Source organism: Nonomuraea angiospora, assembly GCF_014873145.1.
Taxonomy (GTDB): Bacteria; Actinomycetota; Actinomycetes; order Streptosporangiales; family Streptosporangiaceae; genus Nonomuraea; species Nonomuraea angiospora.
Map to the genome: position 1 here is coordinate 12,816,143 of NZ_JADBEK010000001.1, position 12,956 is coordinate 12,829,098.

General features: G+C 73.1%; 12 protein-coding genes. 7 read left to right on the top strand and 5 right to left on the bottom strand.

The genetic code is table 11. The features are described from left to right. Positions 1-103: 103 nt before the first annotated feature. The 3 genes from H4W80_RS58750 to H4W80_RS58760 all read right to left on the bottom strand — a co-directional run bounded on the left by H4W80_RS58750 (position 104) and on the right by H4W80_RS58760 (position 2,714). Positions 104-1,525 (bottom strand): MFS transporter, encoded by a 1,422-nt coding sequence (locus H4W80_RS58750; protein ID WP_192792957.1) that lies wholly within the window; start codon positions 1,523-1,525, stop codon positions 104-106. 107 nt (positions 1,526-1,632) lie between these two features. Next, positions 1,633-2,244 carry a TetR/AcrR family transcriptional regulator gene (locus H4W80_RS63255; RefSeq protein WP_192792958.1) on the bottom strand — a complete coding sequence of 204 codons (612 nt, stop codon included), beginning with the start codon at positions 2,242-2,244 and terminating at the stop codon, positions 1,633-1,635. Between the two features lie 26 nt (positions 2,245-2,270). Next, positions 2,271-2,714: a CBS domain-containing protein gene (locus H4W80_RS58760; protein WP_192792959.1), complete on the bottom strand. Its 444-nt coding sequence runs from the start codon at positions 2,712-2,714 to the stop codon at positions 2,271-2,273. A gap of 227 nt (positions 2,715-2,941) precedes the next feature. On the opposite strand from H4W80_RS58760, the gene H4W80_RS58765 reads away from it, so the two are divergent. Together H4W80_RS58765 and H4W80_RS58770 are read left to right on the top strand one after the other, a co-directional pair. Next, positions 2,942-4,282 (top strand): TrkH family potassium uptake protein, encoded by a 1,341-nt coding sequence (locus tag H4W80_RS58765; RefSeq protein WP_192794411.1) that lies wholly within the window; start codon positions 2,942-2,944, stop codon positions 4,280-4,282. Then, a complete protein-coding gene (locus H4W80_RS58770) occupies positions 4,275-4,931 on the top strand; it encodes a potassium channel family protein (RefSeq protein ID WP_192792960.1) in 657 nt (218 codons plus the stop codon). The genes H4W80_RS58765 and H4W80_RS58770 overlap by 8 nt, the downstream gene beginning before the upstream one ends. Here H4W80_RS58770 and H4W80_RS58775 read toward each other — a convergent pair. Continuing rightward, a complete protein-coding gene (locus H4W80_RS58775) occupies positions 4,928-6,076 on the bottom strand; it encodes an epoxide hydrolase family protein (protein ID WP_192792961.1) in 1,149 nt (382 codons plus the stop codon). The genes H4W80_RS58770 and H4W80_RS58775 overlap by 4 nt on opposite strands. 63 nt (positions 6,077-6,139) lie before the next feature. Between H4W80_RS58775 and H4W80_RS58780 the strand changes: the two genes are divergently transcribed. Together H4W80_RS58780 and H4W80_RS58785 are read left to right on the top strand one after the other, a co-directional pair. Further along, complete coding sequence (locus tag H4W80_RS58780; protein ID WP_192792962.1) at positions 6,140-7,102, top strand: helix-turn-helix transcriptional regulator; 963 nt, start codon at positions 6,140-6,142, stop codon at positions 7,100-7,102. An 11-nt stretch (positions 7,103-7,113) separates the two neighbouring features. Continuing rightward, on the top strand, positions 7,114-7,686 hold the full coding sequence (locus tag H4W80_RS58785; protein WP_192792963.1) for an NADAR family protein: 573 nt from the start codon (positions 7,114-7,116) through the stop codon (positions 7,684-7,686). Between the two features lie 72 nt (positions 7,687-7,758). Here H4W80_RS58785 and H4W80_RS58790 read toward each other — a convergent pair whose 3' ends face one another. Further along, complete coding sequence (locus H4W80_RS58790) at positions 7,759-8,301, bottom strand: RNA 2'-phosphotransferase (RefSeq protein ID WP_192792964.1); 543 nt, start codon at positions 8,299-8,301, stop codon at positions 7,759-7,761. Positions 8,302-8,436: 135 nt separating this feature from the next. On the opposite strand from H4W80_RS58790, the gene H4W80_RS58795 reads away from it, so the two are divergent. From H4W80_RS58795 to H4W80_RS58805, 3 genes are all read left to right on the top strand, one after another. Further along, positions 8,437-8,976: a DUF892 family protein gene (locus H4W80_RS58795; RefSeq protein WP_192792965.1), complete on the top strand. Its 540-nt coding sequence runs from the start codon at positions 8,437-8,439 to the stop codon at positions 8,974-8,976. Between the two features lie 31 nt (positions 8,977-9,007). Beyond that, positions 9,008-11,935, top strand: a complete 2,928-nt coding sequence (locus tag H4W80_RS58800) for an FAD-binding and (Fe-S)-binding domain-containing protein (protein WP_192792966.1) — start codon at positions 9,008-9,010, stop codon at positions 11,933-11,935. A gap of 135 nt (positions 11,936-12,070) precedes the next feature. After that, entirely contained in the window at positions 12,071-12,931 is an 861-nt protein-coding gene (locus tag H4W80_RS58805) for a VCBS repeat-containing protein (protein ID WP_192792967.1), read from the top strand. Positions 12,932-12,956 lie beyond the last annotated feature (25 nt).

The window sequence follows — 12,956 nt, forward strand, 5'->3', positions numbered from 1 at the left end:
TGACCATCAATGAAGGATAATGCGCCGGAGTCGTTGGCGATATCCCGGGTTTTCCCGGACGGCGGCAGCCCTGCCCCCGTCAGTGCCCCCGTCAGTGCCCCCGTCAGTGCCCGTGGCCGTGACCGACGAACGCCGCGGCCGGCCGGCCCGGCGGCACCAGCCCCAGCGAGACGGCCGCCGCGACCCCCGCGACGACGGCGCACAGCGTGAGCCCCGCGACGAAACCTCCGACGCCTCCCGCCGGGCCGGGCACCAGGCTCGACGCGGCGACCGTCGAGACGACCGCCACGCCGATCGAGCCGCCGAGCTCGTGGAAGGTGTTGATGACGCCGGAGGCCACGCCGTTCTCGCCGGGCGGGATGTTCGCCATGGTCGTCGTGGTGGCCGTCACGAACGCCGGCCCGATGCCCAGCGCCGCCAGGACGAAGCCGGGCAGCAGCGTGGTGTACGCGCTCGCGTCCGGCGAGATGCGCGTCATCAGCGCCGCGCCCGCCGCGGTCAGCACGAAGGACGCCACCGCCACGGGCCGCCCGCCGAGCCTGCCGAGGAGATGCCCGCCGGCCTGCGCCCCGACGGTGATCGCGATCGCCACGGGCAGGAAGAGCAGGCCCGTCTCCAGCGCGCTGAACCTCAGCACGTGCTGGAGGTAGAGCGAGCTGAGGAAGAACAGCCCCAGCATCAGCCCCGTCGCCACCAGCATGACGAACGTCCCCGAGATCACCGGCCGCCTGGCCAGGGTCTCGGCGCGCATCAGCGGTGAGCGTACCGACCGCTCGACCACCACGAACAGGACGTACAGCAGCACCGACCCGGCCAGCGGCAGCACCGTGCCCGCCGCGCCCCAGCCGGCGTCGCCCGCCGTCACCAACCCGTAGATCAGCAGCGCCGTCGCCAGCGTGACCACCAGCGCGCCGGGCACGTCGACCCGCTCGCCCCGCCCGCGCGCGGGCGGCACCAGGGCGGGCACGGCCGCCAGCACCACCAGCCCGATCGGGACGTTGACGAAGAACACCCACGCCCATCCCGGCCCGGCGGTCAGCACGCCGCCGACCAGCACGCCCAGCGCCGCCCCGGTGCCGCCGATGGCGGCCCAGACGCCGAGCGCCCGGCCGCGCCGCTCGCCCGTGAAGGTGGTGGTGATCACGGCCAGTGCGGCGGGGGAGAGCAGCGACGCGCCGACCCCCTGCAGCGCCCGCCCGGCGATGAGCGCGGCGCCGCTGCCGGCCAGCCCGCACAGCAGCGAGGCCGCCGTGAACAGCCCCAGGCCCGCCAGCAGCGTGCGGCGGGCGCCCAGCGCGTCCGCGAGCCGCCCGCCGAGCACCATCAGCCCGCCGAAGCAGAGCGTGTACGTGGTCACGACCCAGGTGAGGGACTCGCGGCCGAGCGCGAGGTCCGCGCCGATGGTCGGCAGGGCCACCTGCACGACGGTGATGTCCACGATCAGCATGAACTGGGCCAGGCACAGCAGCACCAGCACACCCCACCCGCCGGTGCGCCGCCCGGCGGGAGCCGTATCAAGGCTCATCGGATATCCTCCTTAACTCGAACACTGATGTTCAAGTTAGCACGCAGAAACCATACGTGGGTAGGGCATGCTGAGGACGCGAGAACCCGTGCGCTGGGCGGGTGGGACTACGGCCGGGCGGGCCTCTCGGCGGGGGCGAGCAGCGAGAGCATCGTCTTGACCAGCACCTGCTCGACCTCCTCGGGCGCGAGCCGCCCCGCCTCCCGCTCCTGCGCGGCGCTGTGGATGATCGAGAAGAACGTCGTCACCAGCCACCCCGGCGACAGGTCCGTACGGAAGACGCCCGCGCGCTGCCCGCGCACGACGAGCCGCTCCACCCGCCGCAGCGGCCTCTCGTGGTGCTCCCTGATCCGCTCGGTGGCCAGCACCCGGTCGGCGGCCAGGAACAGCCGGCGGTGCCGGTCGAGCACCTCCCACGACGAGCGCAGCAGCCGCGCCATGGCCTCGGGCGCGGGCGCCGTGTCGAGCGAGTCGTCGGCCAGCACCGCGTCCGCCACCTCGACCGCGTGGTCGAGCACCGCGTCCACGAGCGCCTCGCGCGAGGGGAAGTGGCCGTAGAGCGTCACCCTGCCCACGCCGGCGGCCTTGGCGATGTCCGCCACGCTGGCCGCGGGGTCGGCGCTGAGCAACCTGGTGCCGGCTTCGAGGATCGCGGCGATGTTGCGCTCGGCGTCCGCACGCCGGGTGGGTACGGGCTGTCGCGCCGCGCTCTTGGCCATGCGACCACCCTACGACGCCGCGGGGGTCACACCTCCAGCACGTGGTCCAGCAGCGACTGCAGCGTGACCGCGCCCACCAGCCGGCCCCCGTCGACCACGGCGACCAGCGGGCTGCGCGTGCGCGCCATCAGCGCCGCCAGCTCCAGCACCGTGGCCTTCAGGTCGGCCACCGGCAGCTCCTTCGGCTGCTCGGGCAGGCACTCCCGCACGGTCTTGCCGCCGAGCCGCCGCAGGAACAGGTCGGCGTGGGCCTCGTCCACCACCCGGGCCAGCGCCGGGTCGTCCTGGCAGTAGGCGGGCACCGCCAGCCGCAGCACCTGGGTGCCGGGCAGGATGCTGAGGGGTCGCCCGTCGGGGTCGACGAGGATGAGCCCCGGCAGGTCGTGCTCCGCCAGGAGCTTCGCGGCTTCCAGCGCCGGGGTGTCCAGAGTGGCCGTCGGGAAGTCGACGGCGAGATCGCGTGCGCGCATCAGTGGCCTCCGGCGCCCAGCCTACGTCGCCGCCGCCTCCCGCGTCGGGCCGTCAAGAAAGCGTGCGATCGGCGTCAAGGACGCGTAAGTGCGCCGGCGTCACCCGGGCCTGTTACGGTAGTGCGCGGTGCGCCGGGAAGTCTGGTCGGCTGGGATGCAGGCTGGGGTTCGACGGGGGAGGCGCTCTCGATGCGTGACCTGTGTTGCGGGGCCAGGTGATGAGCATGATGCCGTCGTTCTTGACCCGTTTCCGGCACCCCGCGCAGGTCGTGGCCGCCGGGTTCGGGGTGGCCATCGCGCTCGGCACCGTGCTGCTGACCCTCCCGATCGCCACCACCGAGCGAGCGCCCGCCGACTGGGTCGTGGCCCTGTTCACCGCCACCTCGGCCGTCTGCGTCACCGGGCTGGTGATCGTGGACACCGAGTCGCACTGGTCGGTGTTCGGGGAGGTGGTGATCGCGGGGCTCGTGCAGGTGGGCGGGCTGGGGATCATGACGATGGCCACCCTGTTCACCCTGCTCGTCTCCGGCCGGCTCGGGCTGCGGGCCAGGATCGCGGCGCAGGCGGAGACCAAGACGCTGAGCATGAGCGACGTGCGCCGCCTGGTGCTCAAGGTGGTCCTGTTCAGCCTCGTCTGCGAGGCCCTCGCCGCCGTCGTGCTCACCGCCCGGTTCGTCATCGGCTACGGCGAGCCGCTGGGCCGGGCCGCCTACCTGGGCGCCTTCCACTCGGTCATGGCCTTCAACAACGCCGGGTTCGCGCTCTGGCCGGACAGCCTCATGCGGTTCGTCGCCGACCCGTGGATCTGCCTGACCGTCGCGCTCGTGGTCATCGTCGGCGGGCTCGGCTTCCCCGTGGTGTTCGAGCTGGCCCGCTCCTGGCGCCACCCGCGCAGGTGGAGCGTGCTGACCCGGGTCACCGTGGGCGTGAGCGTCACCCTGCTGGTGCTGGGCACCCTGGTCTTCCTGATGACCGAGTGGCGCAACCCCCGCACGCTGGGCGCGCTCGACGACCCCGGCAAGCTGCTGGCCGCGTTCTTCGCCGCGGTCATGCCGCGCTCGGCCGGGTTCAACACCCTCGACATCTCCCAGATGTACCCGTCGAGCTGGCTGGCCACCGACGTGCTGATGTTCATCGGCGGCGGCAGCGCGGGCACGGCGGGCGGGCTCAAGGTGACCACGTTCGGGCTGCTGGCGTTCGTCGTCTGGGCCGAGGTGCGCGGCGAGAGCCGGGTCAACATCGGCCATCGCAGGCTCCCCGAGGCCACGCAGCGCCAGGCCGTCACGATCACGGTGCTGGGCGTCACGCTGGTCGCCGCGTCCACGTACGTGCTGCTCGCCCTCACCCCGCACGGCCTCGACCAGGTGCTGTTCGAGGTGGTCGCGGCGTTCGGCACGGCGGGGCTGAGCACCGGCATCACCCCGAGCCTGGGCACGGCCGGTCACCTGCTGCTGACGGTGCTGATGTTCATCGGCAGGATCGGCCCGCTCACCATGGGCTCCGCGCTGGCGCTCAACCGGCGCTCCCGACATTACGAGCTACCCGAGGAGCGAGTCATCGTTGGCTGACAACAACCCCGTCGTGGTCATCGGCCTCGGCCGGTTCGGCACGTCGCTGGCGCTGGAGCTGACCCGGCGCGGCACCGAGGTCCTGGCCATCGACAACCGGCCCAAGGTCACGCAGAGCCTGGCCGGGCGGATCACGCAGATCGCGACCGCGGACGCCACCGACCTGGAGGCGCTGCGCCAGCTCGGCGTGCCCGACTTCTACCAGGCGGTGGTGGGCGTCGGCAGCGACATCGAGGCCAGCATCCTCACCACCTCGCTGCTGGTCGAGCTGGAGATCAACGACATCTGGGCCAAGGCGATCAGCACCCAGCACGGCCGGATCCTGAGCCGCATCGGCGCCCACCACGTCGTCTTCCCCGAGCACGACATGGGCGAGCGGGTGGCCCACCTGGTGAGCGGGCGCATGCTCGACTACATGCAGGTGGACGAGGACTTCGCGCTGGCCAAGACCACCCCGCCCAAGGAATACGTCGGCGTCCCCCTCGGCCGCTCCAACCTGCGCCGCAAATATGGTGTCACCATCGTGGCGGTCAAGGCGCCGGGCGAGGAGTTCACCTACGCCACCGCCGAGACCGAGCTGTCCTACGGCGACGTCGTCCTCGTCTCCGGCCGGACCGAGCAGATCGAGCGCTTCGCCGAGCTGCCCTAGCGCAGCCCGCGGAAAAACTCGCGCAGGTCCGTCACCAGCAGGTCCGGGGTCTCCAGGGCGGCGAAGTGGCCCCCGCGGCCGAACTCCGTCCAGCGCACCACGTTGTGCACCCGGTCGGCCAGCGGGCGCACCGAGAAGTCCGTCGGGAAGACGGCCGCCGCGGTGGGCACCGTGCCCCGCTCCTTGGGCGCCCACGCGCCGACGTCGTTGAACCGCTCGTAGTACGTGTGCGCCGTCGACCCCGCCGTCCGCGTGAACCAGTAGATGCTGACGTCGGTGAGGATCCGGTCGCGGTCCACGGCGTCCTCGGGCAGCTTGGCCGCGGGATCCGTCCAGTCCTTGAACTTCTCCACGATCCAGGCGAGCTGCCCGGCCGGGGAGTCGTGCAGCGCGGCGGCGAGGGTCTGCGGCCGGGTGCCCTGCAACCGCATGTACGCCCCGAGCTGGTCCTGCCACTCCCGCATCCCGGCCATCCGCGCCTGCTCGGCCTCGTTCAGCGAGCCCATCACCGCCGGGTCGGGGAAGGTGAGCAGCCCGTTGACGTGCACGCCGATGACGTGATCCGGCGCGGCCCTCCCCATCAGGGGAGCGATGAAGGCGCTCACGTCGCCGCCCTGGACGCCGTAGCGCTCGTACCCGATCCGGGACATCAGCTCCACGAGCGCGGCCGCCGTGCGGCCGTCCGTCCAGCCGGTGCCGGGCAGCGGGCCGGAGAAGCCGTAGCCGGGCAGCGACGGGACGACCACGTGGAAGGCGTCGGCGGCGGCGCCGCCGTGCGCGACCGGGTCGGTGAGCGGGCCGATGACGTCGAGGAACTCGACGACCGAGCCCGGCCAGCCGTGCAGGAGCAGCAGCGGGGTGGCCCCCGGCTCGACGGAGCGGACGTGCAGGAAGTGCACGTCCGCGCCGTCGACCGTGGTCGTGAACTGCGGGTACGCGTTCAGCGCCGACTCCTGGGCGCGCCAGTCGAAGCCGTCGGCCCAGTAGCCGGCCAGGTCGCGCAGGTAGCCGGTGGGCACGCCGCGCTCCCAGCCGGCGCCGGGCAGCTCGGGCGCCCAGCGCGTACGCCGCAGGCGCTCGCGCAGGTCGTCGAGGTCGGCCTGCGGGATGTCGATGCGATAGGGGGACAGGTCGCTGTTCGTCATGTCCGCGACAGTAGAAGGAATTGGTGACAGGTTCTGGCACCGATGTCCGGCAGAATCACCCTCATGTTGGAGACCTCGGCGCGATTGCTCCGCCTGCTGTCCCTGCTCCAGTCGCGCACCGATTGGAGCGGCGCCGAGCTGGCCGGACGGCTGGAGGTCGGCCTGCGCACCGTGCGGCGCGACATCGAGCGGCTGCGCGAGCTCGGCTATCCCGTGGCCGCCACCCCCGGCGTGGCCGGCGGCTACCGGCTCGGCAGGGGCGCCGCGCTGCCGCCGCTGCTGCTGGACGACGAGGAGGCGGTGGCCGTGGCGATCAGCCTGCGGACGGCCGCGACCGGCAGCGTCGCCGGGCTGGAGGAGGTCGCGCTGCGGGCGCTGGCCAAGCTCCACCAGGTGCTGCCGTCGCGGCTGCGGCACCGGGTGAGCGCGTTCCAGGCGGCGACGGTGCCGCTGGCGGGCGCGGCGGCCCCGGAGGTGAACGCCGACGTGCTGGCCGGCCTCGCCGCCGCCTGCCGCGACCACCGGCGCCTGCGGCTGCACCACCGGGGGCGGGACGGCGTCACGGCGCGCGAGGTGGAGCCGCACCGGCTCGTGCACACGCCGCGCCGCTGGTACCTGCTCGCGTGGGACGTGGCCAAGGAGGACTGGCGGACGTTCCGGGTGGACCGGATCGAGGGTCCCCTGGGGGAGCCGGGGGCCCGGTTCACGCCGCGTGCGATGCCCCAGGAGGACGCGGCCGCGTACGTCTCGCGCGCCATCACCTCCGCGCCCTACCGCCACCGGGCGCGCGTCCTCTTCCACGCGCCCATGGAGGCGGTCGCGCCGCGCACCTCGCCGGGGGCCGGGCGGCTGTCGGCGGTGGACGCGCGCACGTGCCTGTTCGAGGCCGGCTCCGACTCGCTGGAGGAGCTGGCGATCCACGTCGCGGCCAAGGGCTTCGACTTCGAGGTGCTCGACCCGCCCGAGCTGGTGCCGGTGCTGCGCGAGATCGCCGAGCGCCTCATGAGAGCGGGCTCGCGAGCGTAAGGTATGGGGACATGTCCGACGAACTTCCCATGACCGTGGACGAGGCCATCGCCGCCGAGCGGTCCGGCCGGCACGTCAAATACCTGTACTTCTGGGGCCACCAGCCCGCCCGCGACGGCGGCGTCGGACCGGGCTGCCTCAGCCAGTGGTGGCCGGTCACCTTCATGGAGGACGGCCACACCTACGCCTCGGCCGAGCACTACATGATGGCGCACAAGGCGTGGCTGTTCGGCGACGGGGAGAGCGCGGACAAGATCCTCGAGGCCGCCCACCCGGGCGAGGCCAAGGCGCTGGGCCGGACCGTGCGGGGTTTCGACGAGCCCACGTGGGACGCCCACCGCTTCGGCATCGTGGTGCGCGGCAACCTCGCCAAGTTCGGGGCGCACGACGACCTGGCGGAGTTCCTGCTCGGCACGTCGGGCCGGGTCCTGGTGGAGGCGAGCCCGCTGGACCGGGTGTGGGGCATCGGGCTGGCGGCCTCGGACGAGCGGGCCGCGTCACCGGCCGCGTGGCAGGGCGCCAACCTGCTCGGCTTCGCGCTCATGGCCGCCCGCGACACCCTGCACGCCCGGCGGCAGAGCTGACGGCCGCCCGCGACACTTTGCGCGCACGCCGGCAGAGCTGACGGCCGCCCGCGACGCCCCGCGCGCCCGCCGTCAGGAGGGGAAGCGCAGGTAGCCGGTCGGCACGTGGTCGGCCAGCCACACCCCGTTGGCGCTGACCCGGAACTCGTGCCCGTCGGCGTGCATCGCCCCGGCCGCGACCACCAGCACCACGGGCACGCCCCGCCGGGCCCCCACCCGCGTCGCCGTCTCCCGGTCGGGTGACAGGTGTACGTGGTGCCGGTTCATGGGCCGCAGCCCCTCCGCCTCGATCGCCGCCAGGAACCGGCCCACGGTGCCGTGATAGAGCACCTCGGGCGGGCACACGGCGGGCAGGTCGAGATCCACCGGCACCGAGTGGCCCTGGTTCGCCCGGATCCGGCCGTCCTCGATCGCGTAGCGCCGCTTGTCGTTGGCCTCGACGACCTTCCACAGCTCGGCGGCGGTGATCGGGAACCCGTGCTCGGCCGCCGCCCGCAGCAGGGTGTCCACCGGCACCCACCCGCCCGGGTCCAGCGCCAGGCCGATGCGCCCCGGGTCGTGCCGCAGGTGCCTGGCCAGGTATTTGGAAACGCGTATCAAGCGTCGTTCGTCCATCACCGCCATGATCCCGCGCCCGTCAACCGGGTTTCGACGCGTCCGTCCCCGGGTGTCGCAGCCCGCCTGCGACGTCCCGCAAAGTTACCTTTGACCTGGGGGAACTCCTTTTCCCGGGGGAAGGACAGGACAGACATGAGCCACACCGACGACTTCGTGCTGGACGTCACCAGGATCCGTGACCAGGTGCGGCAGAAGATGGACGAGGGGCCGATCACCGGCACCTTCGGGCGCGACCCGCAGAAGGTCATCAACATCCTCAACGACGTCATCGCGACCGAGGTGGTGTGCTGGCTCAGGTACACCAGGCACGCCATCTCGGCCAAGGGCATCGACCGGGCGCAGGTGTCGGCGGAGTTCACCGAGCACGCCCAGGAGGAGCTGCAGCACGCGCTGCGCGCCGCCGAACGCGTGAGCCAGCTCGGCGGGGAGCCGGACTTCGACCCCGCCAGCCTCGTGCAGCGCTCGCACACGGACTACCAGGTCCCCGACGACACCGACCTGCGCGGCCTGCTGGAGGCGAACCTCTGGGCCGAGCGCATCGTCATCTCCACCTACCAGGAGATCATCCGCTGGCTGGGCGAGGGAGATCCGACGACGCGGCGGCTCATGGAGTCGATCCTCGAAGAGGAAGAGGAGCACGCCGACGACCTCACCGATCTGCTCGGCGTCTAGGGCGGGGCGGCGGACGATGGCGGGCGAAGCCATGGACAGTCTGGTCAGGACACCGGCCGCGCGCCCGCGCCGGCCGCGCGAGATCGACGTGGAGCCGCTGCGGCGGCGGCTGGAGGAGACGGTCGACGGCGAGATCCGGTTCGACACCGGCAGCCGCGCCGTCTACGCGCGGGACGGCTCCAACTACCGGCAGGTGCCCATCGGCGTGGTGGTGCCCTACACGCTCGACGCCGGGGTGGCGGCGGTGGCCGCGTGCCGGGCCCGCGACGTGCCGGTGCTGTCGCGGGGCGGCGGCACCAGCCTGGCCGGGCAGTGCTGCAACGAGGCCGTGGTGATCGACTGGTCCAAGCACTGCGGCGCGGTCGAGTCCGTGGACGTCGCGGGCAGGCGGATCACGGTGCAGGCCGGCGCGGTGCTGGACGCGGTCGACCATGCGCTGGAGCCGGAGGGACTGATGGTCGGGCCCCGGCCGTCCAGCCATCCGACCTGCACCATCGGCGGCATGATCGGCAACAACTCGTGCGGGGCGTCCGCGCAGGCGTACGGCAAGATGTCGGAGTCGGTGCTGCGGCTGGAGATCCTCACCTACGACGGCGTGCGCATGTGGGTCGGGCCGACCGACGACGACGAGTACGCCAGGATCCAGGCCGAGGGCGGGCGGCCCGCCCAGATCTACCGGCAGCTGCGCGAGCTGCGCGACGACACCATGGAGCTGGTGCGCGCCCGCTTCCCCAAGCTGGAGCGGCGCATCTCCGGCTACAACCTCGACCAGCTCCTGCCCGAGAACGGCTTCAACCTGGCCCGCGCCCTCGTCGGCAGCGAGGGCACGCTGGTGACCGTGCTGCGCGCCGAGCTGGCCGTGGTGCCGAGGCCGGCCGCGCGGTCGCTGGCGGTGCTCGGCTTCGAGGACATCTTCGCGGCGGCCGACGCCGTCCCCGCCGTGGCCGGGCACCGGCCGCTCGCGCTGGAGGCCATGGACGAGCGGATGTGCCGGCTCGCCCGCCAGGAGCGCCCCGACGATCCCGCGCTGCGCGACCTGCCGGAGGGGCGGGGGTGGCTGCTGGTGCAGTTCGGCGGCGACACCGCCGAGGAGGCGCTCGAACGGGCCCACGGGCTGATGCGCGACGTGGGGGAGCACGCGACCCACACCTTCCTCGGCGACCCGGCCAAGGAGGACGAGCTGTGGCGCTGGCGCGAGGCCAGCCTGGGCGTGGAGGCGTACCCGCCGGAGGGGCGGGAGACGTACGAGGGCTGGTCGGACGCGGCCGTGCCGCCCGAGCGGCTGGGCACGTACCTGCGCGACTACGAGCAGCTGCTGCGCCGCCACGGTTACGCGGAGTCGGCGCTGTACGGGCACTTCGGACAGGGCTGCGTACACGGGAGGCTCCCGCTCGACCTGCACACCGACGACGGGATCGCCCGATACCGGGCGTTCGCGGAGGAGGCGGCCGACCTGGTGGCCGCCTACGGCGGCTCGCTGTCGGGGGAGCACGGCGACGGGCAGGCGCTGGCCGAGCTGCTGCCGCGCATGTACGGCGACGAGGTGGTGGAGGCGTTCGGCCGGTTCAAGGCCGTCTTCGACCCGCGCAACCGGATGAACCCCGGCAAGCTCGTCCACCCCAACCGCCTCGACCAGGACCTCGCCCAGCGGCACTTCTACCCGCTGGAGCCCCGGCAGAAGTCCTTCGACTACCAGGGGGACCACGGCCGGTTCGGGCACGCCGCCACCCGGTGCGTCGGGATCGGCAAGTGCCGCCAGGACACCTTCGAGGGCGGGGTGATGTGCCCCAGCTACCGGGTGACGCGCGAGGAGGAGCACTCCACGCGGGGGCGGGCCCGGCTGCTGGGGGAGATGGTGCGCGGCGAGCTGATCGCGGACGGCTGGCGCTCGGCCGCCGTGCGCGACGCGCTCGACCTGTGCCTGGCCTGCAAGGGTTGCCGGTCCGAATGCCCGGTGAACGTCGACATGGCCACGTACAAGGCCGAGTTCCTGTCCCACCACTACCGGCGCCGCATCCGGCCCCGCGAGCACTACTCCATGGGCTGGCTGCCGCTGTGGGCGGCGCTCGCCTCCACCATGCCCGGCCCGCTCAACGCCCTGGCGCACGCGCCCGGCCTGTCGCGGCTGGTCAAGGCAGTCGGAGGGGTCGCGCCCGAGCGGGAGCTGCCCCGCTTCGCGAAGGAGCGCTTCACCGACTGGTTCAAGCGGCGGGGCCCGGCGCGGCCCGGCACGCGAGGCAAGGTCGTGCTGTGGGCGGACACGTTCACGAACAACTTCGACCCGCACATCGGGCAGGCGGCGGTGAGCGTGCTGGAGGCGGCCGGGTTCGAGGTGCACGTGCCGCCGGTGGCGCTGTGCTGCGGGCTGACCTGGATCTCCACGGGACAGCTCGGGGTCGCGCGGCGGGTGCTGGCCCGCAGCGTGCGCGCGCTGCGGCCGTGGGCGGAGTCCGGGGCGACGGTGGTGGGGCTGGAGCCGAGCTGCACCGCCGTGTTCCGCGCCGACGGGCCGGAGCTGCTCAACACGCCGGACACGCGGCTGCTGTCGGAGCGCACGTTGACGCTCGCCGAGCTGCTGGAGTCGCGCGCGCCCGACTGGCGCCCGGCCTCCTCGGGCGGGGAGGCGGTGGCGCAGGTGCACTGCCACCAGAGCGCCGTCATGGGCTACGACGCCGACCGCGCCGTTCTCGACCGCTTCGGGATCCGCACGCAGGTCCTGGACGCGGGCTGCTGCGGCCTGGCCGGGAACTTCGGGTTCGAGCGCTCGCACTACGACGTCTCGGTGGCCTGCGCGGAGGAGTCGGTCTGGCCCGCGGTCCGGGCGGCGGGTCCTGACCAGGCGATCCTGGCGGACGGCTTCTCCTGCCGCACCCAGATCGCCGCCTCCCGCACCGGCCGCCAGGCCCGCCACCTGGCCGAGCTCCTCGCCACGTCGCTGTCCCGGCCGGACCGCGGCTGAGCCGCCCTTCCGTTGTGCTTCCTGCGGGCAGAGCGAGCACGCCGCCCGCAGGAAGCACAACGGAAGCAATCCGGTAGCGCCTTGCGCCACGGTCGGGTCTGTCCTTTAAAGATCCTTTATACGAGGTCGCGTCGAATGTCCACATACTTACGCCGGGCGTCAGCCCGTGCCAGAACCCTGTCGGCGCTGGCTCTGCTCACCGTCCTGGCCTCGCTGCTCACCGCGCCCGCCGCGTCCGCCACCGCGGCGGGCGCGCCGATGCTGCCCCTGTTCGTCCGCAGGGCGAGCGACGGCCACCTGCTCGCCTACGAGCCCAAGGGCACCGGCGGTCTCCAGACCCCCGTCGACCTCGGCGGCGGCTTCTCCGCGGCGACCGCGATCCTGCGCGCCACCACCTCGGCGAACGGCACCGGCAACGACCTGTTCTTCCGCCTGGGCGGCGAGCTCTACTACACCGCCGAACGCGGCGCCTCGACCATGCCGGTCGCCTCGAACATGGACCAGTACAACCTGATCATGACCCCGGGCGACATGGGCAGCAGCGCCTCGCCCGAGATCATCGCGCGGGACGCGGCCGGCGCCCTGTGGCTCTACCCGGGCCGCTCCGACGGGGGTCTCGCCGCCCGGGTCCAGGCCGGGACCGCCGGCTGGAACGGCATGGACGCCCTGGCCGGATACGGCGACTACACCGGCGACGGCAAGAACGACCTGCTGGCCAGGACCACCGCCGGCACCCTCTACATCTATCCGGGGACGGGCGGCGTCACCGCCAACCAGATCCTGGGCGCCCGCGTCAGCGCGGGCGCCGGCTGGGACGCCTACACCGCCCTGGTCTCGACCGGCGACAACAGCGGGGACGGCAAGGCCGACCTGATCGCCCGCGACTCCGCCGGCGCGCTCTGGCTCTTCAAGGGCACCGGGGTCGCCTCGGCCCCCTTCGCGGCCAAGGAGAAGATCGGCAACGCGGGCTGGAACGCCTTCAACGCCTTCTTCTGAGCCCCTCCCATCCCATTCACGGCTG

Excerpts from the sequence above, each read along its gene's own strand:
- H4W80_RS58765 (WP_192794411.1), top strand. The coding sequence starts at position 2,942 with ATGCCGTCGTTCTTGACCCGTTTCCGGCACCCCGCGCAGGTCGTGGCC.
- H4W80_RS58795 (WP_192792965.1), top strand. The coding sequence starts at position 8,437 with ATGAGCCACACCGACGACTTCGTGCTGGACGTCACCAGGATCCGTGAC.
- H4W80_RS58800 (WP_192792966.1), top strand. The coding sequence starts at position 9,008 with ATGGACAGTCTGGTCAGGACACCGGCCGCGCGCCCGCGCCGGCCGCGC.
- H4W80_RS58775 (WP_192792961.1), bottom strand. The coding sequence starts at position 6,076 with ATGACGAACAGCGACCTGTCCCCCTATCGCATCGACATCCCGCAGGCC.
- H4W80_RS63255 (WP_192792958.1), bottom strand. The coding sequence starts at position 2,244 with ATGGCCAAGAGCGCGGCGCGACAGCCCGTACCCACCCGGCGTGCGGAC.
- H4W80_RS58760 (WP_192792959.1), bottom strand. The coding sequence starts at position 2,714 with ATGCGCGCACGCGATCTCGCCGTCGACTTCCCGACGGCCACTCTGGAC.
- H4W80_RS58750 (WP_192792957.1), bottom strand. The coding sequence starts at position 1,525 with ATGAGCCTTGATACGGCTCCCGCCGGGCGGCGCACCGGCGGGTGGGGT.
- H4W80_RS58805 (WP_192792967.1), top strand. The coding sequence starts at position 12,071 with ATGTCCACATACTTACGCCGGGCGTCAGCCCGTGCCAGAACCCTGTCG.
- H4W80_RS58780 (WP_192792962.1), top strand. The coding sequence starts at position 6,140 with ATGTTGGAGACCTCGGCGCGATTGCTCCGCCTGCTGTCCCTGCTCCAG.
- H4W80_RS58790 (WP_192792964.1), bottom strand. The coding sequence starts at position 8,301 with ATGGACGAACGACGCTTGATACGCGTTTCCAAATACCTGGCCAGGCAC.
- H4W80_RS58785 (WP_192792963.1), top strand. The coding sequence starts at position 7,114 with ATGTCCGACGAACTTCCCATGACCGTGGACGAGGCCATCGCCGCCGAG.